Source organism: Pseudomonas sp. B21-053, assembly GCF_026016365.1.
In the GTDB taxonomy this organism is placed as follows: domain Bacteria; phylum Pseudomonadota; class Gammaproteobacteria; order Pseudomonadales; family Pseudomonadaceae; genus Aquipseudomonas; species Aquipseudomonas nunensis.
In genome coordinates, this window is sequence record NZ_CP087205.1 from 3626051 (window position 1) to 3646095 (window position 20045).

The following is a 20045-nucleotide window of genomic DNA, read 5'->3' on the forward strand; positions in this document are numbered from 1 at the left end:
TCACCGCCGGCAGGGGTGAACTTAGCCGACCGACCTTAAGGTGATCGTGTCATTGAGTTGCTCAAGCATCGTCTTGCAGTACCAATCATCAAACTGGCACACGCCAATTTCGCTGGCCACCGACAGCGGGCCAGGCTCGAAAGCCGGCGAGTTGACACCGACCTGAGCGCCTTCCACCAAAATGCGGTCCTGGTCGTTGGTGGCGAGCCAGACTTTGGTCAGTCGATCGATGTCGTAGTCGACGCCTTCCTGCGCGGTCTTCTTGACAATCCATTTGGTGGTAACCATCGTCTCGTTCGGCCCGATCGGCAGAACGCGGAAGCTCAATGCGTGATCGCCCAGGAAGTGGTTCCAGGTCGAGGGATAGTTGAAATACAGCAATGCGCCGATATTGGCTTCGCCAGTGGTGTCCAGGCGACCGGCGACCGCAGGCTTGCCATCCATGGTGTAGCTGACGGCCCCCGAAAACAGCGGGATGCGGGTCATGCGGAACCGACCCTTATCGTCCATGACCAGGCGACTCGGCAGGCCGGCCGCTTCGCAGCGGTCCCAATGCTCCTTGAGTTCGAGGTCTTCATCGCCACCCGCGCCGCCCACTGACGGGTTGTCGACGAAGGAGTGCATCAATTCCGGATGAGTGAAGTCGCAGTGGTAGCACTCGCGGTTGTTCTCGAACACCAGTTTCCAGTTGCCTTTTTCGATGATGTTCGACTCGAACGCGACTTTGCAGTCGTCCAGGTAATGCGGCGCCACGAACGGGGTGACGGATTTCCTGAACGACGAAAAGTCCGGGGCGATGTCCGCCACGCACACATAGATGTAGGTCTCGACGACCTCGCAATGCACCGGTTTCAATCCAAGCTGGGACTTGTCGAAATCGTCCCCCATGTTGCCGGCGAACAACAATTTACCGTCCAGCTCATAGGTCCATTTATGGTAAGGGCACACGAGTTTGGCGACCTTGCCGCTGGCTTCCGGGCACACCTTGGAACCGCGATGACGGCAAGCGTTATGGAACGCCCGAATCTGTTTATCGGCGCCACGCACGACCGCGACGGGATAGTCGCCCACTTGCAGCGACAGGTACTGGCCTGGCTTCTCCAGCTCGAAGGTGTGCCCGGCAAAGATCCAGCTTTTGTGCCAGATCTGTTCCAGGTCCTGCCGGTAAACGTCCGGGTCGCTATAAAGGGCACCTGGCAGCGCGTAGTCAGGCTTGCGCTGCGCGATAAGATTTGAAACGGCCGATTTAGTGCTCACGGTCAACACACTCCAGATTACCAAGGGGGCGACATATCCAGCCTGCTCAGCGTGATGAGGCTGAAGGTCACTTGTTTCGTTTATTTGTCAATGTGTGCATGTATAGCAATATTTTCATATCCACTTATTCAAGCCCGATCAGCAGATTCAAACTAATGAGATGGGCGTGCGGAAAAACTTCGCCGTTTATTCGTTGATAAAATATCGCTGCTGTAAGGCTACGACCCCAATCATCTATCAACAAGAAACTTTTACGCTGAGCAATGCATAAACAAATGTTATCGATTGAGGTCGCGGCTTCGCTGCATGTTTTATAAGTAGTTGAAATTCAACGCATAAAAATCAGGCAGGGTTTGACGCTCTGTTGTTTAAACACCTGCAAGCAAGAAATACACTCTATTGACCACCTTCCTGGCCCATGCCAGTCTGGATTCAAGAGTTACTCCTGCCAGTCGGTAAACCACTTCGGATCAACGGACATCATGACGCTTTATTGAAGCCTATGAACGGCGCGATAAAAGTACCGTCGTTATTCCCGTGTCTGAATATTGGCAACGTTGATCTTCCATACAATCCACATTCGGAGCATTTATCTTGAAATTTGAAGGTATCTATACGCCAGCAGTTACCCCCTATAAACCCGACGGGGAGATCGACTGGAGTGTGTATTCGGAAGTTTTGGAGTCGCTGATCGAAGCGAAGGTGCACGGCATTATTATCGGCGGCTCGACCGGCGAATATTATGCGCAGACGTCGGAAGAACGGACTGAGCTCGCGGCCTACGCCAAAGATGTCATCGGCACGCGGGTGCAACTGATCGTCAGCACGGGGGCCATTCGCACCGAAGATGCCGTCCAGTACGCGAAGGACGCCAAAGCGATTAACGCCGACGCCATTCTCGTCACGTCGCCGCCTTACGCACTGCCAACCTCCCGGGAAAACGCGATCCACGCGCTGACCATCGACCGCGCCGCCAACTTGCCGATCATGCTTTACAACTACCCGGGTCGCATGTGCGTGTCGATGGATGAGGAATACCTGACCCGCGTGAGCGAGTCGAAAAACGTGATTGCCATCAAAGAGAGCTCCGGCGACATGGGCCGAGTGCATCTGTTGGCGCGGCAGTTTCCGAATATCGGCCTGTCATGCGGCTGGGACGACCAGGCGCTCGAATTCTTTGCCTGGGGCGCCAGGAGCTGGGTGTGCGCAGGGTCCAACTTCCTGCCCCGGGAGCACGTAGCGCTTTATGAAGCCTGTGTGATCGAAAAGAACTTCGACAAGGGCCGCCAGATCATGTCGGCGATGATGCCGCTGATGAATGCCCTGGACGGCGGCAAGTTCGTGCAGTCGATCAAGCACGGCTGCGAAATTGCCGGGTTGAACGTAGGCGACGTGCGCTTGCCGCTGCAGCCACTTGAAGCCGAAGAACAGCAAAGCCTGGCAGCGGTCATCGCCGAACTTAAACGCAATGTAGCCAACATTACTTCGGGAGCCAGCCATGGGTGATCTTCTCAGCAAAGCCGAATATGCGGCCCTGGCCAAAGACATTTCGTTGCCCTCCAGGGCGTTTATCAACGGCGCGTTCAGACCGGCGATCTCGGGCCGAACCTTCGCGACGCACAACCCGGCGACGGGCGCGTTTTTGACGGACGTCGCGGCGTGTTCGGCCGAGGATGTTGACTTTGCGGTGAGTAATGCCAAAGAGGCGTTCGAGGATGGACGCTGGCGCTCGATTTCCCCTCGGGAGCGCAAAGCCGTGCTGCTGAAGTTTGCCAACCTGCTGGAAAGCCATCAGCACGAACTGGCTGTCCTTGAGAGTCTCGATAGCGGCAAGCCCGTGAGTGAATGCCAGTTGGTGGACGTGCCGGACACCATCCACACCCTGCGCTGGCACGCGGAATTGATCGACAAGATTTACGACAACACCGCTCCGGTGGGCAGCGACGCGCTGACCCTGGTGGTCCGCGAGCCCATCGGCGTGGTGGGCTGCGTATTGCCGTGGAATTTCCCGCTGCTGATGCTGGCCTGGAAAATCGGTCCGGCGCTCGCGGCCGGTTGTTCAGTCATCGTCAAACCGGCCGAGCAAACCTCGTTGACCACCTTGCGCGTTGCTCAACTCGCGTTTGAAGCCGGGATACCCGCCGGCGTATTGAACATTGTGACCGGCACGGGCAAGGAGGTCGGTGAGCCGATTGGCCTGCATAACGACGTGGATATGGTGAGTTTCACCGGCTCAACCGCGACCGGCCGCCGATTCCTGCATTACGCCGCCGATTCGAACCTGAAACGCATCGTGCTGGAGTGCGGCGGGAAAAACCCGGCGGTGGTGATGGATGATGCGCAAGACCTGGATCTCGTCGCCCAGCATGTGGTCAACGGCGCGTTCTGGAATATGGGTGAAAACTGTTCCGCGACTTCGCGCCTGATTGTCCATGCTTCGGTGAAAGATGAACTGCTGGAACGCATGGGCGCCTACATCCGCGAGTGGAAAATGGGCGACCCGCTTGATCCGGAAAACCGTGTCGGGTCACTGGTCAGCCCGGAACATTTCGCCAAGGTGAAGTCGTACCTTGAGCACGCGACTGCCGGGAATCTCAGCGTCGTGTACGGTGGTGCCACCCAGGACGGTGCCTTTGTCGAACCGACCGTGATTGACGGCGTGGACCGCAATAGCCGGCTGTTCCAGGAAGAAATCTTCGGCCCGATCCTGTCGGTCACCACGTTCAATACGCTCAGCGAAGCGATTGCCCTGGCCAATGACACGCTATACGGCCTGGCGGCCTCGGTTTACACCGGCAGCCTGCGCCGGGCGATCAAGTTGTCGCGGGAAATCCGTGCCGGCATCGTCACCGTGAACTGCTTTGGCGAGGGCGATGCGTCGACCCCGTTCGGCGGCTACAAGGAATCGGGTTTCGGCGGTCGGGACAAATCCATTTTTGCCCATGACCAGTACACCGAAATCAAAACCATCTGGATCGATGTGTCTGATCGGTCGGATGAAGAGACCGAAAAATGAGCACCCATACCATCAAGCGCCTGCCGGTCGACACCGGAGTCTCAGGTTGGGAGGCGATTTCCGTTCGCACTGCGCCCGTGCGCAGGCTTGATGGAAACGTGATGGCGGACTGGTTGATTATTGGTGCCGGTTTCGCCGGCCTTTCCGCTGCGCGCAGGCTTTCGCAGCTGCACCCCGGTGACCGCATTGTGGTGGTCGATGCGCATGAAGTGGCCAAGGGACCGGCAGGCCGGAACTCGGGCTTCATGATCGATGTGCCGCACAGTCTGTCGTCTGGTGAATATTCCGTGGCGAGTGAGTCGGCCACGGCGCTGGAGATCACGCAAAATCGCTTTGCGATCGAGTTCGCCGCCCAGGCGGCACGCGAGTACGGGATGTCGGCCGAGACGTTCGACCCTTCAGGGAAGATCAACGCGGCCGCCACCGAGCGCGGATTGAAACTGAACGTCAATTACGCTCACTCCCTTGAGAGTATTGGCGAAAAGTACCAAATGTTGGATGCCGCGCAGATGCGTGAAATCACCGGCTCGACCTATTACCACGGTGGGATCTACACCCCCGGCGCGGTGATGATTCAACCCGCGCAATACATCCGGGACCTGGCCGCGGGGCTGGCCGGGAACATCACGCTGTATGAGTGCTCACCGATTGTTGAATTGTCGAAGCAGGGCAGCGGCTGGGTGGCTCGGTCGCCTGACGGGTCGGTGCATGCACCCAAGGTCATACTCGGGGTTAACGGTCACATTGAAGATTTTGGCCACTATCAAGGACGACTTCTGCATGTCTTCACTTACGCCTCCATGACAGCAGCGTACAGCGACGACGCGTTCGGCAAAGGGGTGTCGGGCAAAGCCAGGTGGGCCTTGTTACCGGCGGATCCCATGGGCGCGACCGTGCGCAAGATCTCTGCGGACGGTCAATCCCGCATCGTCATCCGGACCAAGTTCACCTATGACCCGACGATCCAGGTAACGCCAGAACGTGTGGCGGCGGTTGCCAAGGAACAGCGGCATTCGCTGGATGCGCGCTTTCCCGAGTTGCAATCCACGGCATTGGAGTTCAGCTGGGCCGGGCGTCTGTGTTTGAGCCGCAACAGTGCCGCTGCATTTGGGGAGATTGAAGAAAATCTTTACTCGGCGTGCTGCGAAAATGGACTGGGTACCGTCAAGAGCACCCTGGCAGGGGTGATGGCGGCGGAGTTGGCGTCAGGTACGCGGTCGGAGTTTCTTGACAGTTTCAGTCACGCACCAGGACCCAGCAGGCTGCCACCCAAACTGATCACCAAGCTGGGGGTGAGTTCGGTGATTCGCTGGCATGAGTTCTGGGCCGGGCGGGAAGGTTAAGGGGAGGGGGCGAACGCCCCCTCCGTTTGCAACTTAGGCGTTCAAAACGGCAGCGGCAGTTTCGCGGTGCGGCCGCCATCCACCACCAGCACTTGCCCGGTGATGAAGGCCGATAACTCGGAGGCGAGGAACACCACGGCGCCGCCAATATCCGTCGGCATGCCGGTGCGCCCGACCGGATGAAGTCGCAGCAAGGCCTGACGTGCCGCGCGCGGATCAGCCTGGGTGGCGAGATACGCATCACTCAACTCGGAATTGATCCATCCAGGGGCGATGGCATTACAGCGAATGCTGTCCCGCCCAAGATCGACCGCCAACGCCCGGGTCAACCCGTGGATGCCCGCCTTGGAGGCGCAATAGGCGGCATGTTCAGGGTTAGAACCGATCCCTTCGATCGACCCGATGTTGATGATGCTGCCTGCGCCTCGGCGCCGCATCTGAGGCACGAGCGCCTTGCACAGAAATGCCGGCGCCCGCAGATTGACCGCCATCATGCGATCCCAATCCTGCTCGGTCATGTCATCGATGGTTTTCTCGAACATGAACCCCGCGTTGTTGACCAGCACATCAACGCCGCCGAGTTGCTCCTGGGCGACTTGCGCGATCAATCCCGGGGACTCGACCGAGGCAAGATCAGCCTCGACGAAATGCACGCGGGGGTGCTTGCGCAATTGCGCGTCCAGCGCCTGGCGCTGAGCGATCAGCACCGAAGCTCCCGCTTCAAGCAGTTTCTCGGTAATCCCCCGGCCAATGCCTCGGCCGCCCCCGGTCACCACTACATTTTTACCCTTGAGCATCGCGCGTTCTCCTTAACCTGATACCGGCTTGGCGCCGGTGACTTCTACGGTTTCACCGGCGATGTACCGGGCTTCGTCGGACGCCAGAAACGCGATGACATCGGCGATGTCCTCGGGCTCGGCGATACGGCCCAGTGGCACGCTCTTGTTCAACTCCTGCACGGCCTTGTCCGGGTCCAGGCCACGCCGCTCAAAGCCACTGCGGATCATCGGCGTATTGATTTCGTGGGGGCAGACAGCGTTCACACGGATGCCCAACGGCGCACAGTCGCGGCCGAGGTTCTTGGTCAGCGCCGCCACCGCCCCTTTGCTGGTGCAATACGCCACGTGGGCCGGGCCGGGGTAAATGCCCCAGACCGAAGAGGTATTGACGATCGCGGCGCCGGGGCGATTTTTCATGTGCGGTATCGCTGCGCGGCAGATGAATAACACGGCGTTCAGGTTGACGCCCATGGCGTCGAACCACATTTCGTCAGTGGTTTCCTCAATGGTGCCCCGGGGAATAATGCCCGCGTTGTTCAACACGATATCGATCCCCGAAAAGACATCGACGGCCGTTTGGACGATGGCTTCGCAATATTCTTTGCGGCGCAGATCGCCGGCCAGATAGTGCACTTCGGCGCCGAGTTCTCGGACCTTGGCGGCAATTGATTTGCAACCGGCTTCGTCAAGATCAGACAGGAAAAGCCTGGCGCCTTCACGGGCAAACCGTAACGCCAGCGCCTGTCCCACACCCCCAGCCGCGCCTGTAACGATCACCACTTTGTTATCGAACTTCATGGCACCTACCTATTATTGTTTTTCGGTAGAACCATTATTTGGTTTCACGGCTTCGTAGCGTCTAGCAACTTTTTTACCGGGCCAAAGATAACGTGCTGTTATCCAAAAAGAGGGAATTGCAGTCGAGACGGAGGATCAGCGTCCAAAAAATGTACGCCGCTGTACATGGCGTGTACGCCACGGATCCTGAGGTGTAGAGTGGCGAAGAATTTTCAAAAGAAGGTGCACGCGGATGTCGCAGGCAGCAAGGGCGAAAACCAAAGGGCAGGATGCAGGCTGGCGCGGCTCCGTCGATGTCTGGCTGGACGCCGCTTACGATGCGCTCAAAGAGTCTGGTGTGGATGCGGTGCGGGTGATGCCGCTGGCCAAACGCTTGAATTTGTCGCGTACCAGCTTCTACTGGTTCTACACCGACCGCGAACAACTGCTCGCGGCGCTTCTGGCCCGATGGCGCGACAAAAACACCGGCGGCATGGTTAACCAGTGCGAGAGCTACGCGGAAAGTATTTCCGAGGCGATCCTCAATATCTTCGAGTGCTGGGTGAACCCTGATCTGTTCGATTCCCAGTTTGAATTTGCGGTGCGCAGCTGGGCCTTGCAATCAGACGAGGTCAAAGACGAAATCGCCTTGGCGGACGAAACCCGGATGAATGCCCTGGCCGCCATGTTCCGACGGTTCGGCTACGAAAACGAGGCGGCGGACGTGCGTGCCAGGACCATCTACCTGACGCAGATCGGCTACATCTCCATGAAGACCACTGAAGACATCGTCGTGCGCTTTCGACGGATTCCCCAGTACGTGAGCGTGTTTACCGGCAAGGCCCCCAAGCGCCGCGAGCTGGACCGTTTTTTTGGGAAGTTCGGCTACGCGGAAAAAGAGCCGGGCGTCTTTGTTCCCTTGGTCGATACCTTCGAAGAGTCGGCTGCCGATGGCCAATAGAACCCTGGGCGTTATCGGCGGCACAGGTTGGCTGGGGCGCGCCATCGTCGAGGCGCTGCTCGAACAGCATCTTCTGAAGACTGACCACGTATTGATCTCGAATCGCTCCGGTACCAGCACCTTCGGGCCGGATGTGCGGCTGCTGGCGGATAACCAGCAATTGGTGGACCTCAGTGATGTCGTGGTGCTGTCCATCCGGCCGGAGCAATTTCGAACACTGCAGATCAACGCCAGCGGCAAAGTAGTGATTTCCCTGATGGCGGGTGTCACTGCGACGGACATTCGTGCCGCCAGCGGTGCAGCAGTGGTCGTGCGCGCCATGCCCAATGCGGCCGTGGAAATCAGGCAATCCTTCACGCCTTGGTACAGCGCCGGACCACTGGATGAGCGCGAACGCGCCTGGGTGCAGCGTCTGTTCGAATGCGTTGGCACGGCGAGTGAGGTGCCGGACGAAGACTGTATCGATTACCTGAGTGCGTTGTCCGGGACCGGGCCGGCCTTTCCGGCGATGCTGCAACTGGCGCTGACCAATCAGGCCGTAGCCGCCGGGATTCCACTTGCCATCGCCCAGCAGGCGGCACGCGGCGCAGTGGTTGGGGGAGGGCAGATGCTTGCGAGCCATGATCCGCAGCAACTGATCGAGTCGTTAATGGCTTACCGTGGCGTGACCGCAGCGGCATTGCAGTCGATGGCGGATGAAAACATCGAAGCCGTCATCGGCCGGGCCGTGGCGGCTGGCGCTGCAGTGGCGCGGCGCGGGATGTAGAGAGGTGCCCTGATCGCCAGGATCAGGGCATCGCTTCAAATGTCTTTCAGCAGTCGCAGGGCATCGTAGATGGCGGCGTGGGTATTGCGCGCCGAGACGGCATCGCCAATCCGGAACAACTGGAATCGCCCCTCGGGGTTGGTCACGATGTTCTGCGCTTTGCCGGCAATCAGGCTGTGCTGCTCGACCGCTCCATCGTTGCTGGAATGGGGGCGCAGGTCGAAGTACAGATCATCCAGGGGCAGGGTGCCGTGGTTGATCACCACCTGATCGACCACCCGCTGCTTGCGCACCTGGCGGTAATCGCTGCCGAAGTGGGCCACCAGTTGGCCGTCGCGTTTCTCAACAGAATCCACCCGGTACGTAACCGTAAAGGTGACGTTGAGGTCTTGCAGGCTGCGCATGTAAGGCACCAGGTTCATGGCCATCACCTCCGGTGCAAACGACCGGTCAGGTGTGACGATCTCCAGTTTCGCCCCACTGTTGGCAATGACTTCGGCTGCCTGTAGCGCCGCATGGTCGCCGGCATCGTCGAAGATCAGTACGTTTTGGCCGGGTTTGACGTCACCGGAAATAATGTCCCAAGCCGACACCACCCATTCATTGCCATGCTTGAGCACTTCGGTGTGCGGCAAACCACCGGTGGCGACGATCACCACGTCCGGTTCCTCGGCCATGACCGTCGAGGCCTCGGCCCAGGTGTTGAAGTGAAACTTCACGCCCAGCCGTTCGCACTGCGCCATGCGCCAATCGATGATGCTGATCATCTCGCGACGACGCTCGCTAAGGGCGGTCAGCCGAATCTGTCCGCCGGGTTGGTCGGCCACTTCGAACACCGTGACGGCGTGACCGCGCTCACCGGCGACCCGTGCCGCCTCAAGGCCCGCCGGGCCGGTGCCGATGACTACGACCTTGCGCTTGGTCGCTGCCTTCGGGATTTCGTGGGGCATGGTGGTTTCGCGGCCGGTCGCGGCATTGTGGATGCAATACGCGGCGCCGCCCTGGTAGATGCGATCCAGGCAGTAGTTGGCCCCCACGCACGGGCGGATTTCTTCTTCACGCTTTTCGATAATCTTGCGCACGATATGCGGGTCGGTCATGTGCGCGCGGGTCATGCCCACCATGTCGATCTTGCCGGAGGCAATGGCGTGGCGAGCGGTGGCGACGTCGGGGATCTTGGCGGCATGGAAGGTCGGGAAACCGGTCGCCGCGCGGATCTCACCGGCGAAATCCAGGTGTGGCGAGTTACGCATGCCCTGGATGGGAATCACATCGGTCAGGCCGGCATCGGTATCGATATGCCCGCGCACCACGTTGAGGAAATCGACCAGGCCGCTGTCCTTGAGCATGTGCGAAATCGCGATGCCTTCCTGCGCGCCAAATCCACCGGGAAGATCCTCGTCCCCGGTGTAGCGCACACCCAGCAAGAAGTCCTCGCCGCATTGCTTGCGGATACCGCGCAGGATATCGAACGTAAACCGCAGGCGATTTTCCAGGGAACCGCCGTAGGGGCCTTCAAGATCATTGGTCAGCGGTGACCAGAACTGGTCCATCAAATGCCCGTAGGCCTGGAGCTCCAGGCCGTCCAGCCCGGCTGCTTTCATGCGCTCGGCCGCATCGACGTAATCCTTGATGATCCGTTCGATATCCCACTCTTCCATCTTCTTGGGGAAGGAGCGGTGCGACGCTTCTCGGCGGTGAGACGGCGAAACCACTGGCAGCCAGTCGGCCTTGTCCCAACGGGTGCGCCGCCCCAGGTGGGTCAGTTGAATCATCACCGCAGCGCCGTGCTCGTGGCACTCATCAGTCAAATCCTTCATCCAGCCGACCACTTCGTCCTTGTACGCCAGGATGTTGTTGAACACTGGCGGGCTATCGCGCGACACCGCGGCGGAACCGGCAGTCATCGTCAGTGCCACGCCAGCCTTGGCACGCTCGACGTGATACGCCCGATAAAGCTCCTTGGGCATGCCGTCGACCGGATAGGCCGGTTCATGGGAGGTGGTCATGATGCGATTGCGCAGCGTCAGGTTTTTGATTTTGTAGGGTTGCAGCAAGGGATCGCTGGACATGTATTGCGCTCCTCGAACAGAACATCATGCAGGGTTTGACATGACGGTAAGTCGAATGTTCACAAGTGTCAATCATGATGTACACCTGTGTACATTTTGCTTGCGTACCAAAAAATCCAGGACTAAGATCCGGCAAAACATGGATTGAAGAGGGCGCAGCCGTGCTTTCTCAATCTTCCGCCTGATGACGTTTTGGAAAGGAGTGCATACGTGACTGAGTTATTCGATAGCCGTCTGGCCAGCAAGCAAACCGCGTTTACCGAGATTCCAATCATCGATATCTCGTCGCTGCTTAATGGCGAGAATCCGCTTCAGGTGGCCCGGCAAATTGGCGATGCCTGCGAACAGGTCGGGTTCTTTTACATAAAGAACCATGGCGTCGAGCAGCCATTGATCAATGAGATGTACCGGCTCACCAAGCGCTTCTTCAAGTTGCCTTATGAAGAAAAGAACCGGCTGAACATCGTCAACTCCGGGCCGACGCTACGCGGTTATATCCCTATGTATGCGGAAAACGTCGATCCCGCCAACACCCGGGATTTCAAGGAGTGCTTTGATTGCGGCGCTCATTACGATGAGGTTTCGCCGTTTTTCGGGCCGAATCTGATGCCCACTACGCTGCCGCAATTCCAAGCGGTTGCCGAGACTTATCACAGCGCTGTACTGGCGCTCGCCAGAACCCTCATCGGCGGGATCGCGCTGAGTCTGGACCTGCCACAAGATTACTTTGAACAGCGTCAGCGCAAGCCCATCACGATCCAGCGAATCTTGCGTTACCCACCGCAGATGGGAAAGGTGACCCAGGAGGAAATCGGTATTGGGGCGCACACGGACTACGGTTTCCTGACCGTGCTGTCTCAAGACGCCGTCGGCGGTTTGCAAGTACGCAACCGCGCCGGCGACTGGGTGACGGCTCCGCCGGTTGAAGGCACGTTCATCGTCAATATTGGCGACCTGGTGCAAACCCTCACCAACGATCGCTACACCTCGACCATGCATCGCGTGATCAACACCAGCGGTCTGGAACGCTATTCCATTCCGTTCTTCATCGATCTGGATTTCGATGCCGTCGTTGAACCCGTGCCCACCTGCGTCAGTGAGGCGCTACCTGCGAAGTACGCCGCCTACACCTGTGGCCAACACAAATTTAAACGCTTCGTCGATAGCTATGCGCACCTGCAGGACGTTGCGGCGGTGTGATTGCTCTTTTGCTTATTGCCCGTCTGCCGTGCTTGAGCGGCGGACGAGCAATAAATCGCGGTGGCAAGAGGAGTGATGACACTTGGCTCCTCTTGCTTGATTGAACCGTAGATTCGGCTCAATCAGGTGCTGTTTGTCCCGCCGCTGCCAATGTGCGTCTTTCCTCGACTTCGGCCAGTACGGCAAGATCCTTATCGCCTTCACCATGCGCGATGGCATCCAGCAGGTTGGCGCGGATCAGGTCCGCTGTCGGCAGCTGGATCGATACGTCGGCAGCGGCGGCGAGGATCAAGTCGACGTCTTTGAGCCCGAGGGACGCCTTGAAAGCGGCCGGCTCATATCGGCGCTCACCGATCAGGGCGCCGTAGCCTTGATAGACCGGGCCGGTGAAGATAGTGGTCGATACCAGATCGATCAGCGCGGCGGAGGGCAGATCGTGACGGGTCACCAACACCGCCGCTTCACTCATGGCTTGCACCGCCGACACCAGCAGGAAGTTGGTGGCCAACTTCATGGCGTTGGCGCTCGCGGCTTTATCACCCAGGCGCCACGTTTTTCGCCCGATCAGATCAAGAAGCGGCTGGACGCGATCGATAGCCGCCTCCGGTCCGGCGACCAGGATGTTGAGTTGAGCCGTGGCCGCGACGTTGGGGCGACCCATCACTGGCGCGGCGATGTAGTCGATGCCCTGGGCTTCATGCAGGGCGGCCAGCTCCTCGGCGAAGGCCACGGCAATTGTCGCCAGGTTGACGTGAATCAGCGGCCCCTTGAGCTGGGCCAGCAACCCGGAGTCCAGTAGTACCGCACGCAGTGCCTTATCGTCAGCCAACATGCTGAACACGATATCTGCGTTAAAGGCCTGTGCCGGGGTCGCCGCAGCGTGGGCGCCAAGCTCGACCAGTTTCTGCGCCGGTTCCGGTGAGCGATTCCACACCCACACTTCGTGACCACTTTTCAAAAGATTGGCAGCAATCGCCTGGCCCATGCTGCCAAGCCCCAGGAAACCAATTTTCATAAGCTGTGCTCCTTGTCTGCGAGAGTCCAAATGAATCTGCCGAAGGGATCGTTCATAACACCAGAAGCTATAGCGTCACAGTCTCGGCTTTGCGGATATAAGCAGGCAATCAATACCGCTGATATTTCGAGCCGAACTCAGGGCGGTTTTCGGCGACGACCACACTGGCGTGCGCTGCATTGCCTGGGCTGAACAGCGCGACACGTTCGCGCTGTTCTTGCAGGCGATCAGCGCCGCCTTCGGCTACGCGATTCTGGATCAGGCGATCCGAACCACCCTCGGCGACACGATTCTTTTGCAGGTTCTCAGAGCCATATTCCGCGACGCGATTCTGTTGCAGCCGATCCGAACCACCTTCCACCAGCAGTTGCTGGACCGGGCTGTGGGCGGCAGCGCTCACAGTATTGGCCGAGGCCAGGTTCGACAAGCCGAGGCCGCCAATCAATGCCAGACCGAGTGCCAGGGACGAGACCTTCGAGAAGTTGAACATGGGTGATGCTCCGTGCGTTTAGTTTGAGTGGGTCGGTAGCTGCTGCTATCCGGTGAACACAGTTAAACGCTCGGGTGTATCGGTGATGTGTGCGTGGACGCCGCGAAATCGGGTGTTGCGTATCTAGCTCGGGGTTTTATACAGACGGATACAAATCTGTTGCCACACCTCAAAGCCAGCGGGGAGGGCAGGTTCATTAACTTCGCCTCGTTGGCAGGTGTGACCGGCTTGCAGGGATATGCCCCTTACAACATGGCGAAGGAGGCGGTACGTGCCACCAAGTCAGGCCTTTTCCTGCGTGAATTTATTCAGAACCAGTCCTGACTTGCTCACTGATAAGTTGGGCCAGTATCCGTACCGGTTCGGTGAAGCTCTGTCGAGACCTGTGTACGAGCCCGATATCACGGTGGAAGGTGTGCTGTCCGAGATCGAGCGCTCTTACACCTTCGGGCCATTCCTGATCGGTTGCGGTCTGCGGCACCAGCGCTACACCGACGCCGTTCTCCACGAGCTTGATGATCGCCTCCAGTTCATCCAGCTCGCAAACTTCGCGCAAGGTGAAATGCATCTGCCGAAGGAAGCGATCCACCTGCCGGCCCCCGAAGGATGATCGGTCGTACCGAATGAATGGTTGGCTTGAAAGCAGCTTTGACCAATCGTCTCCCGGCACGTCGCGCGGGACGATCAGCCGGTAGGGCTCAAGCGCCAAAGTCGTCCAGCGTAGATCGCTCTGGAGCGAGAAGGGTGGGCGAATGATTGCGGCCATGTCGATCTCGCCGGCATCCACGAGGTTCACCAACTCCATCGATAGCCCCGGAATTACGCGGGTTCGGCACTGCGGGCATTGTTGGTGAAACCTGGCCAGTGCGTCTGGAAGATAGGATCGCTGTACGGAAGCGATGGCACCGATGTTCACCAGCACGCTCGCAGGAAGTCCGACCGTGGTGGAGCCCAGATTGTCGTAAAGCCGAAGCAGCTCTTGCGCTTGCAGGAGTATTTGATGGCCCATCCTGTTCAGGTGGGCCGAGCGTCCCTTCCTGTCGAATATCTCAAAGCCGAGCTCGGCCTCCAGACGCTGAATCTGGGCGCTCACCGCTGCCTGGGTGAGGCCGATTTTATTCCCGGCAGCGGCAAACGTACCTTCCCGTGCAACGGCGATGAGTGTTTTGAGTTCTTTGATCATTCACAAATATTAATTGTGTTTCTAAGAAATTTATATTGATTTTTTTGTTTTGTGGGGCGCCCTACGATGTGCCTGTCCCCTCGGCAACAGCCCGAACCCATGCGCTGATGTCGGCGGGATGACGGAACTTGAAGCGTCGCGAAAAACCAACGGCCAGCATTCATGCGCTCCGTCCTTTACCAACAAAAAACTGTATTGGAGTTCTGATGAGCCTCTCGCCATTCCACCTCGCAATCCCCGTTTACAACCTCGCTGGCGCACGCACGTTTTACGGCGAAGTGTTCGGCCTGGAAGAAGGTCGTTCCAGCAACCAGTGGGTCGACTTCAACTTTTATGGCCACCAGTTGGTTATTCACGAACACCCAAAAACCGCGTCCCAGGAAAGTGTCCATAGCAACCCGGTAGACGGCCACGACGTACCGGTTCCGCACTTCGGCATCATCCTGGGCTGGGAAGAGTGGGAAGCGCTGGCCGAGCGACTCAAGTCGTTTGGCACTGAGTTTGTAATCGAACCCTACATTCGTTTCAAAGGGCAGGTTGGCGAGCAAGCCACCATGTTTTTGTTTGACCCTTGCGGTAATGCCCTTGAATTCAAGGCCTTCAAGGATATGAGCCAGCTTTTCACCAAATAAGAACCGTGTTGGCACAACAGCGTTGTGCCATTTGAACTCAAGTGAGCTGGAAGCTCATGAATCTAGCAACTGCCTGTTAATGCAGTCCTTTCATTCCAACAAGAAGGCTAGACATGAAACGTATTCCCTTGGTGTGGCAAATCATTGCCGGGCTGTTGCTTGGCGTGCTCGTCGGTTGGTATTTCAATACCCATCCGCAGTATCAATTGTGGGTTAGCGCGGAAATCCTGAAACCGCTGGGCGATATCTTCATCAAGATGATGAAGATGGTCGTTGTTCCGATCGTGTTTTGTTGCATGATCCTGGGCATCGCAGGAGGCGGAGATAACAAGTCATTTGGTCGTATGGGCGTCAAGTCGCTGGGGTATTTTTTTGCGATCACCGGCCTGGCGATTGTGATGGGGCTTTGCTTCGCGAATGTATTCGCGCCTGGCACAGGCACTGATATTTCCGGCATTACACATAGTGCTGCGTCCATCACGATGGAGCCTTCGAAGGGCGCTCTCGTGATTGTGCAGAACATCGTTCCGGACAACGTCTTTGTGGCGATGTCGGAAGCGAAGTTGCTGTCGGTGCTGTTCTTCGCTGTCCTGTTCGGCATGGCATTGAACTCGCTACCCAGAGAGAAAAGCGCGCCAGTGGTCGCGGTGGTTCAGGGTATTTCCGATGCGATGTTCAAAGTCGTCTCAATCGTCATGGCTTACGCACCAATAGGCGTGTTCGGCATGATCGGCGCTACCGTCGCAACCTTCGGCTTTGCCTCGCTATTGCCTTTGCTCAAGCTGATTGGCGTGGTCTACCTGGCACTGATTGTCTTTGCATTGGTGGTACTTGGCGGTATTTGCTATCTGATCGGCGAGAACATTTTCAAGCTGATCAAGTATTTCCGGAATGAGCTGATTCTTGCGTTCTCGAGTGCCGCATCGGCAGCAGTCATGCCGCAGTTGATGAGCAAGCTGGAGAGCTATGGAGTCCCGCGCCGAATCGTCAGTTTTGTGGTGCCGGTGGGGTATGCGTTCAATCTGGATGGTGCATCGATTTTCCTGGGCGTTGCGACGATTTTTGTCGCTCAGCTTTATGGAATTGACCTGTCGCTGTCTCAGCAGATCTTGCTGGTGGTCACGATGGTGCTGACCTCCAAAGGTGCTGCAGGGGTGCCTGGATTCGCCATCATTATCTTGTCGGCGACGTTGGCTTCTGCCGGTCTTCCATTGGAAGGAGTGGCGCTTATCGCAGGGATCTTCAGGATTATCGATAGCGGAACCACCACGCTGAACGTGCTGGGTAATGCCATCGCACCCTTGGTAATCGCCAAGTGGGAGAGGGCGGCCCTTGAGCCTTCACGAGTCAATCAGGTAGCGCAAAAAGCCTAGCAGTCCGCAGGAAGGCGTCCGGCAGGAAACGCTAACGGTTGAGTCGGTTGATCAGATGCAGGCAGGAGTTTCTAGACGACCGGTCTAGTTTTGTGTAGGCTGCCTTCCCTATGAAGAAACCTATCCAAGACATGCGACAGCACATCATCGATGTGGCCAAGTCGTTGATGACCAACAAGGGTTACACCGCCGTGGGGCTGTCGGAAGTGCTGACAACCGCTGGCGTACCCAAAGGGTCGTTCTATCACTACTTCCGCTCGAAAGAAGAATTCGGCCAGGCACTGCTCGAAGAATATTTTCAGGAGTACATCGGGCGCGTCGATATCGTCATGGCCGCTGAAGGAACCGGAGCGGAGCGGCTGCTGGGCTATCTGCACTACTGGGCGAAGACGCAAGCGTTCGATCACCCCGAGGAGAAATGCCTGGTGGTGAAACTGGGCGCTGAAGTCTGCGACTTGTCGGAAGACATGCGCACGGTGCTGGAGGAAGGCACCGCACTGATCATTCAGCGGATCATGCGTTGCGTCGAGCAGGGCATGGCCGATGGTTCCATCTCGCAGACTCAGGACGCGGCGATATTAGCCGAATCGCTTTATCAGCTATGGCTGGGCGCCTCGCTGTTGGTCAAGGTCAAGAAGACCACGGCCCCGTTTGAAACCGCACTGATCACAAGTAAACGCCTGCTGGCCTAGGGGCGTTTTTTTTAACCAAATTACTAGACGACCGGTCTAATATTTGAGGTATTCAACATGATTGATAACAGTCATAACACCGACCTTTTTTCGCCCACGCAGATGGGCGCCTTGCAACTGGCCAACCGTATTGTCATGGCTCCGGTGACACGCAGCCGGATGGCGGAGGACGGCGTGCCGAATGAACTGCACGCCACTTATTACGCCCAACGTGCCGGCGCAGGCCTGATCATCGCCGAAGCCACGAACATTTCTGCCCAGGGTCGCGGCTATGCCATGACGCCGGGTATCTGGTCGGAAGAACAGGTGGCAGGCTGGAAAAAAGTCACTGATGCGGTACACGCGGCGGGCGGCAAGATCGTCAGTCAGCTATGGCACGTAGGCCGATTCTCCAGCGTCGAGTTACAGCCAAACGGCGAGGCACCGGTCGCTCCCTCGGCAATCAAGGCCGAAGGCACGACCTACACCAACAATGGCATGGTCGAAGTGTCCATGCCTCGGGCGCTTGAGACGTCTGAGATCCCGGGGATCATCGAGCAGTACCGGCATGCGGCAGAAAATGCAAAGCGAGCCGGTTTTGATGGTGTGGAAGTCCATTCTGCCAACAGCTATCTGCTCGATCAGTTCCTGCGTGATTCCACCAACCAGCGCACTGACCAGTACGGCGGCTCCATCGAGAACCGGACGCGGCTGACGCTTGAAGTCACCGAAGCCGTGGTCGCGATCTGGGGCAGTGATCGGGTCGGCATCCGTCTTTCGCCGGTGACACCTGACGCAGGTAATACACCCCCTGACAGCAACGTCATGGCGACTTACGGCTACCTCATTCAGCGGCTGAACAGATTCAACCTGGCCTATCTGCACTTCGTCGAAGGCGCAACCGCCACTTCTCGCACCGTTCCGGAAGGGGTGGATCTGGACGCGCTGAGTGCGCAGTTCGAAGGGCCGTTCATTGGTAACAACAACTACGACCTGGACATGGCGCTGGAACGCCGGGCGCAAGGCCGGATTGACGCGGTAGCGTTCGGTCGTTTGTTCATTGCCAATCCAGACCTTGTAGAGCGCCTGCGTCGTGGTGCCGAACTGACCATCGCGCCACGTGAGAGTTATTACGGCGGAGGCGCCAAGGGCTACACCGATTGGCCAACGGCCAACTCCAACTAATCACAGGTTCCCCCTGCGTCGACTCGGCGCGGGGAGGCTCCGTCGCGAGCGCATTTCGCCGAACAAGAGGCACTCAAGTATGAATTATCTGCAAAACAAGGTCGCCATCGTCACTGGCGCATCTTCCGGCATTGGCGCCGCCACCACTCGTGCGCTCGTCGCACAGGGTGTCCGCGTAGTAGCGGCAGCACACGATCAGCAAGGGCTGGAGGCGTTTGTTGCAGAACTGCGTGAGTCAGGCAGCGACGTGGTTGCCTTCACCACCGACGTTACCCATCCGGATCAAACCAAAGCGTTGGCGAAGTTTGCACAAGACACCTATGGCGCCGTGGACATCTTGGTCAACAACGCCGGCCTGATGCTCTTTTCCAACTGGGTCGATCTGGCCGTGCAAGATTGGGAAAAGATGATCGATGTGAACATCAAGGGCTACCTCAACGCTATTGCGGCTGTATTGCCGTTCATGCTTGAACAGAAATCCGGGCAGATTCTCAACATGGACTCTGTTGCAGGTCATCAGGTCGGGCCGGCGGCGGGTGTTTACAGCGCAACCAAGTTTTTCGTCCAGGCCATGACCGAATCCATGCGCAAGGAGTTGGGCGTGCAGCATGGCATTCGCGTCAACACCGTCAGCCCCGGCGTGATCAATACCGGCTGGGCGGACAAAGTCAGCGATCCTGAAGGGCGCAAGGCTGCTCAGGAGCTGAACCGGATCGCCATCGCGCCTGACGATATCGCCCGCGCTGTGATTTACGCGCTCAACCAACCGGAAAACGTCACCGTCAACGATCTGATCATCTCGCCGACACGCCAGGATTGGTGATTGTCGGCTGAGTTTGTCCCATCCGCTCAGCCAAACGGCTCACCGGAAATACCCAATCAGGAGTCACATCATGAGCAATCCAACTTACGTCCAGGAATACAACGCGATCGTCGACGTGCTTAGCCAATACAACGAAGGTGGGGCCAAGGCTGACAGCGCTTTGATGAAGCCCGCGTTCAACGAGCAGGCCACCATGTTTGGGGTCGACGGCGACAAGCTCGTCGGCGGTGCGATCCAGAATCTGTACGACGTCATCGACAACGCTTTCCGCCCATCTCCCGAAGCCAAAGCCGCGATCGTTCGCATCGACATTGTGGGCACTGCCGCCAGTGCTCGCGTCGATACCGACAACGTTTCGGGATTTCGTTTCACCGACTTCTTCAACCTGCTGAAGGTAGAAGGCAAGTGGACGATCGTCAGCAAGATTTACCACACCCATCCAAGCGTTTGAGCAATCGAGCGCCTCTGGCGAGGTGTGCTGTACCTCGCCCTTATTGAAAGG

19 protein-coding genes are annotated in these 20045 nt (G+C 57.9%); 12 read left to right on the forward strand and 7 right to left on the reverse strand.

What is annotated here, in order from left to right:
* Positions 1 to 21: 21 nt before the first annotated feature.
* Positions 22 to 1257, reverse strand: coding sequence for an aromatic ring-hydroxylating oxygenase subunit alpha (locus LOY68_RS16585; protein WP_123508397.1), 1236 nt, complete (start codon positions 1255 to 1257; stop codon positions 22 to 24).
* Between the two features lie 594 nt (positions 1258 to 1851).
* On the opposite strand from LOY68_RS16585, the gene LOY68_RS16590 reads away from it, so the two are divergent.
* Genes LOY68_RS16590 through LOY68_RS16600 form a run of 3 tightly spaced genes read left to right on the forward strand, consistent with a single transcriptional unit; the run spans position 1852 to position 5616 of the window.
* A complete protein-coding gene (locus LOY68_RS16590; protein ID WP_163910170.1) occupies positions 1852 to 2763 on the forward strand; it encodes a dihydrodipicolinate synthase family protein in 912 nt (303 codons plus the stop codon).
* Positions 2756 to 4273: an aldehyde dehydrogenase gene (locus LOY68_RS16595; protein ID WP_265038586.1), complete on the forward strand. Its 1518-nt coding sequence runs from the start codon at positions 2756 to 2758 to the stop codon at positions 4271 to 4273. Before LOY68_RS16590 ends, LOY68_RS16595 begins: the two co-directional genes overlap by 8 nt.
* The gene (locus LOY68_RS16600; RefSeq protein WP_265038588.1) at positions 4270 to 5616 is read left to right on the forward strand and encodes an NAD(P)/FAD-dependent oxidoreductase; all 1347 of its coding nucleotides are present in this window, start codon (positions 4270 to 4272) and stop codon (positions 5614 to 5616) included. The genes LOY68_RS16595 and LOY68_RS16600 overlap by 4 nt, the downstream gene beginning before the upstream one ends.
* A 41-nt stretch (positions 5617 to 5657) precedes the next feature.
* On the opposite strand, the gene LOY68_RS16605 is transcribed toward LOY68_RS16600, so the two are convergent.
* Both LOY68_RS16605 and LOY68_RS16610 read right to left on the reverse strand, forming a co-directional pair.
* On the reverse strand, positions 5658 to 6413 hold the full coding sequence (locus LOY68_RS16605; protein ID WP_265038589.1) for an SDR family NAD(P)-dependent oxidoreductase: 756 nt from the start codon (positions 6411 to 6413) through the stop codon (positions 5658 to 5660).
* 12 nt (positions 6414 to 6425) lie between these two features.
* Positions 6426 to 7193, reverse strand: coding sequence for an SDR family NAD(P)-dependent oxidoreductase (locus LOY68_RS16610; protein WP_265038590.1), 768 nt, complete (start codon positions 7191 to 7193; stop codon positions 6426 to 6428).
* Positions 7194 to 7425: 232 nt separating this feature from the next.
* Between LOY68_RS16610 and LOY68_RS16615 the strand changes: the two genes are divergently transcribed.
* Complete coding sequence (locus LOY68_RS16615) at positions 7426 to 8133, forward strand: TetR/AcrR family transcriptional regulator (protein WP_265038591.1); 708 nt, start codon at positions 7426 to 7428, stop codon at positions 8131 to 8133.
* Entirely contained in the window at positions 8123 to 8899 is a 777-nt protein-coding gene (locus tag LOY68_RS16620; protein WP_265038593.1) for a pyrroline-5-carboxylate reductase family protein, read from the forward strand. Before LOY68_RS16615 ends, LOY68_RS16620 begins: the two co-directional genes overlap by 11 nt.
* Positions 8900 to 8934: 35 nt before the next feature.
* Here the strand turns inward: LOY68_RS16620 and LOY68_RS16625 are convergent, their stop codons facing one another.
* Positions 8935 to 10971 carry an NADH:flavin oxidoreductase gene (locus LOY68_RS16625; protein ID WP_265038595.1) on the reverse strand — a complete coding sequence of 679 codons (2037 nt, stop codon included), beginning with the start codon at positions 10969 to 10971 and terminating at the stop codon, positions 8935 to 8937.
* 210 nt (positions 10972 to 11181) lie between these two features.
* Here LOY68_RS16625 and LOY68_RS16630 point away from each other — a divergent pair, with 210 nt between their 5' ends.
* Positions 11182 to 12171 (forward strand): isopenicillin N synthase family dioxygenase, encoded by a 990-nt coding sequence (locus LOY68_RS16630; protein ID WP_265038597.1) that lies wholly within the window; start codon positions 11182 to 11184, stop codon positions 12169 to 12171.
* A gap of 118 nt (positions 12172 to 12289) precedes the next feature.
* Here the strand turns inward: LOY68_RS16630 and LOY68_RS16635 are convergent, their stop codons facing one another.
* From LOY68_RS16635 to LOY68_RS16645, 3 genes are all read right to left on the reverse strand, one after another.
* Positions 12290 to 13186, reverse strand: coding sequence for an NAD(P)-dependent oxidoreductase (locus LOY68_RS16635; protein ID WP_265038598.1), 897 nt, complete (start codon positions 13184 to 13186; stop codon positions 12290 to 12292).
* A 109-nt stretch (positions 13187 to 13295) separates the two neighbouring features.
* On the reverse strand, positions 13296 to 13676 hold the full coding sequence (locus LOY68_RS16640) for a hypothetical protein (protein ID WP_265038599.1): 381 nt from the start codon (positions 13674 to 13676) through the stop codon (positions 13296 to 13298).
* A gap of 304 nt (positions 13677 to 13980) precedes the next feature.
* The gene (locus LOY68_RS16645; RefSeq protein ID WP_163910181.1) at positions 13981 to 14859 is read right to left on the reverse strand and encodes a LysR substrate-binding domain-containing protein; all 879 of its coding nucleotides are present in this window, start codon (positions 14857 to 14859) and stop codon (positions 13981 to 13983) included.
* A 206-nt stretch (positions 14860 to 15065) separates the two neighbouring features.
* On the opposite strand from LOY68_RS16645, the gene LOY68_RS16650 reads away from it, so the two are divergent.
* The 6 genes from LOY68_RS16650 to LOY68_RS16675 all read left to right on the forward strand — a co-directional run bounded on the left by LOY68_RS16650 (position 15066) and on the right by LOY68_RS16675 (position 19994).
* On the forward strand, positions 15066 to 15491 hold the full coding sequence (locus LOY68_RS16650) for a VOC family protein (protein WP_265045797.1): 426 nt from the start codon (positions 15066 to 15068) through the stop codon (positions 15489 to 15491).
* Positions 15492 to 15604: 113 nt separating this feature from the next.
* A complete protein-coding gene (locus LOY68_RS16655; RefSeq protein WP_265038601.1) occupies positions 15605 to 16864 on the forward strand; it encodes a cation:dicarboxylate symporter family transporter in 1260 nt (419 codons plus the stop codon).
* Between the two features lie 110 nt (positions 16865 to 16974).
* Positions 16975 to 17556: a TetR/AcrR family transcriptional regulator gene (locus LOY68_RS16660; protein WP_163910183.1), complete on the forward strand. Its 582-nt coding sequence runs from the start codon at positions 16975 to 16977 to the stop codon at positions 17554 to 17556.
* Positions 17557 to 17613: 57 nt separating this feature from the next.
* Positions 17614 to 18720 (forward strand): alkene reductase, encoded by a 1107-nt coding sequence (locus LOY68_RS16665; RefSeq protein WP_265038603.1) that lies wholly within the window; start codon positions 17614 to 17616, stop codon positions 18718 to 18720.
* A gap of 79 nt (positions 18721 to 18799) precedes the next feature.
* A complete protein-coding gene (locus tag LOY68_RS16670) occupies positions 18800 to 19543 on the forward strand; it encodes an SDR family oxidoreductase (protein WP_265038605.1) in 744 nt (247 codons plus the stop codon).
* A gap of 70 nt (positions 19544 to 19613) precedes the next feature.
* On the forward strand, positions 19614 to 19994 hold the full coding sequence (locus tag LOY68_RS16675) for a nuclear transport factor 2 family protein (RefSeq protein WP_163910186.1): 381 nt from the start codon (positions 19614 to 19616) through the stop codon (positions 19992 to 19994).
* Positions 19995 to 20045: the final 51 nt, after the last annotated feature.

Coding starts and splice junctions, on each gene's coding strand:
- LOY68_RS16595 (WP_265038586.1), top strand. CDS start 2,756: ATGGGTGATCTTCTCAGCAAAGCCGAATATGCGGCCCTGGCCAAAGAC.
- LOY68_RS16600 (WP_265038588.1), top strand. CDS start 4,270: ATGAGCACCCATACCATCAAGCGCCTGCCGGTCGACACCGGAGTCTCA.
- LOY68_RS16605 (WP_265038589.1), bottom strand. CDS start 6,413: ATGCTCAAGGGTAAAAATGTAGTGGTGACCGGGGGCGGCCGAGGCATT.
- LOY68_RS16610 (WP_265038590.1), bottom strand. CDS start 7,193: ATGAAGTTCGATAACAAAGTGGTGATCGTTACAGGCGCGGCTGGGGGT.
- LOY68_RS16615 (WP_265038591.1), top strand. CDS start 7,426: ATGTCGCAGGCAGCAAGGGCGAAAACCAAAGGGCAGGATGCAGGCTGG.
- LOY68_RS16620 (WP_265038593.1), top strand. CDS start 8,123: ATGGCCAATAGAACCCTGGGCGTTATCGGCGGCACAGGTTGGCTGGGG.
- LOY68_RS16625 (WP_265038595.1), bottom strand. CDS start 10,971: ATGTCCAGCGATCCCTTGCTGCAACCCTACAAAATCAAAAACCTGACG.
- LOY68_RS16635 (WP_265038598.1), bottom strand. CDS start 13,186: ATGAAAATTGGTTTCCTGGGGCTTGGCAGCATGGGCCAGGCGATTGCT.
- LOY68_RS16640 (WP_265038599.1), bottom strand. CDS start 13,676: ATGTTCAACTTCTCGAAGGTCTCGTCCCTGGCACTCGGTCTGGCATTG.
- LOY68_RS16645 (WP_163910181.1), bottom strand. CDS start 14,859: ATGATCAAAGAACTCAAAACACTCATCGCCGTTGCACGGGAAGGTACG.
- LOY68_RS16650 (WP_265045797.1), top strand. CDS start 15,066: ATGAGCCTCTCGCCATTCCACCTCGCAATCCCCGTTTACAACCTCGCT.
- LOY68_RS16655 (WP_265038601.1), top strand. CDS start 15,605: ATGAAACGTATTCCCTTGGTGTGGCAAATCATTGCCGGGCTGTTGCTT.
- LOY68_RS16660 (WP_163910183.1), top strand. CDS start 16,975: ATGAAGAAACCTATCCAAGACATGCGACAGCACATCATCGATGTGGCC.
- LOY68_RS16665 (WP_265038603.1), top strand. CDS start 17,614: ATGATTGATAACAGTCATAACACCGACCTTTTTTCGCCCACGCAGATG.
- LOY68_RS16670 (WP_265038605.1), top strand. CDS start 18,800: ATGAATTATCTGCAAAACAAGGTCGCCATCGTCACTGGCGCATCTTCC.
- LOY68_RS16675 (WP_163910186.1), top strand. CDS start 19,614: ATGAGCAATCCAACTTACGTCCAGGAATACAACGCGATCGTCGACGTG.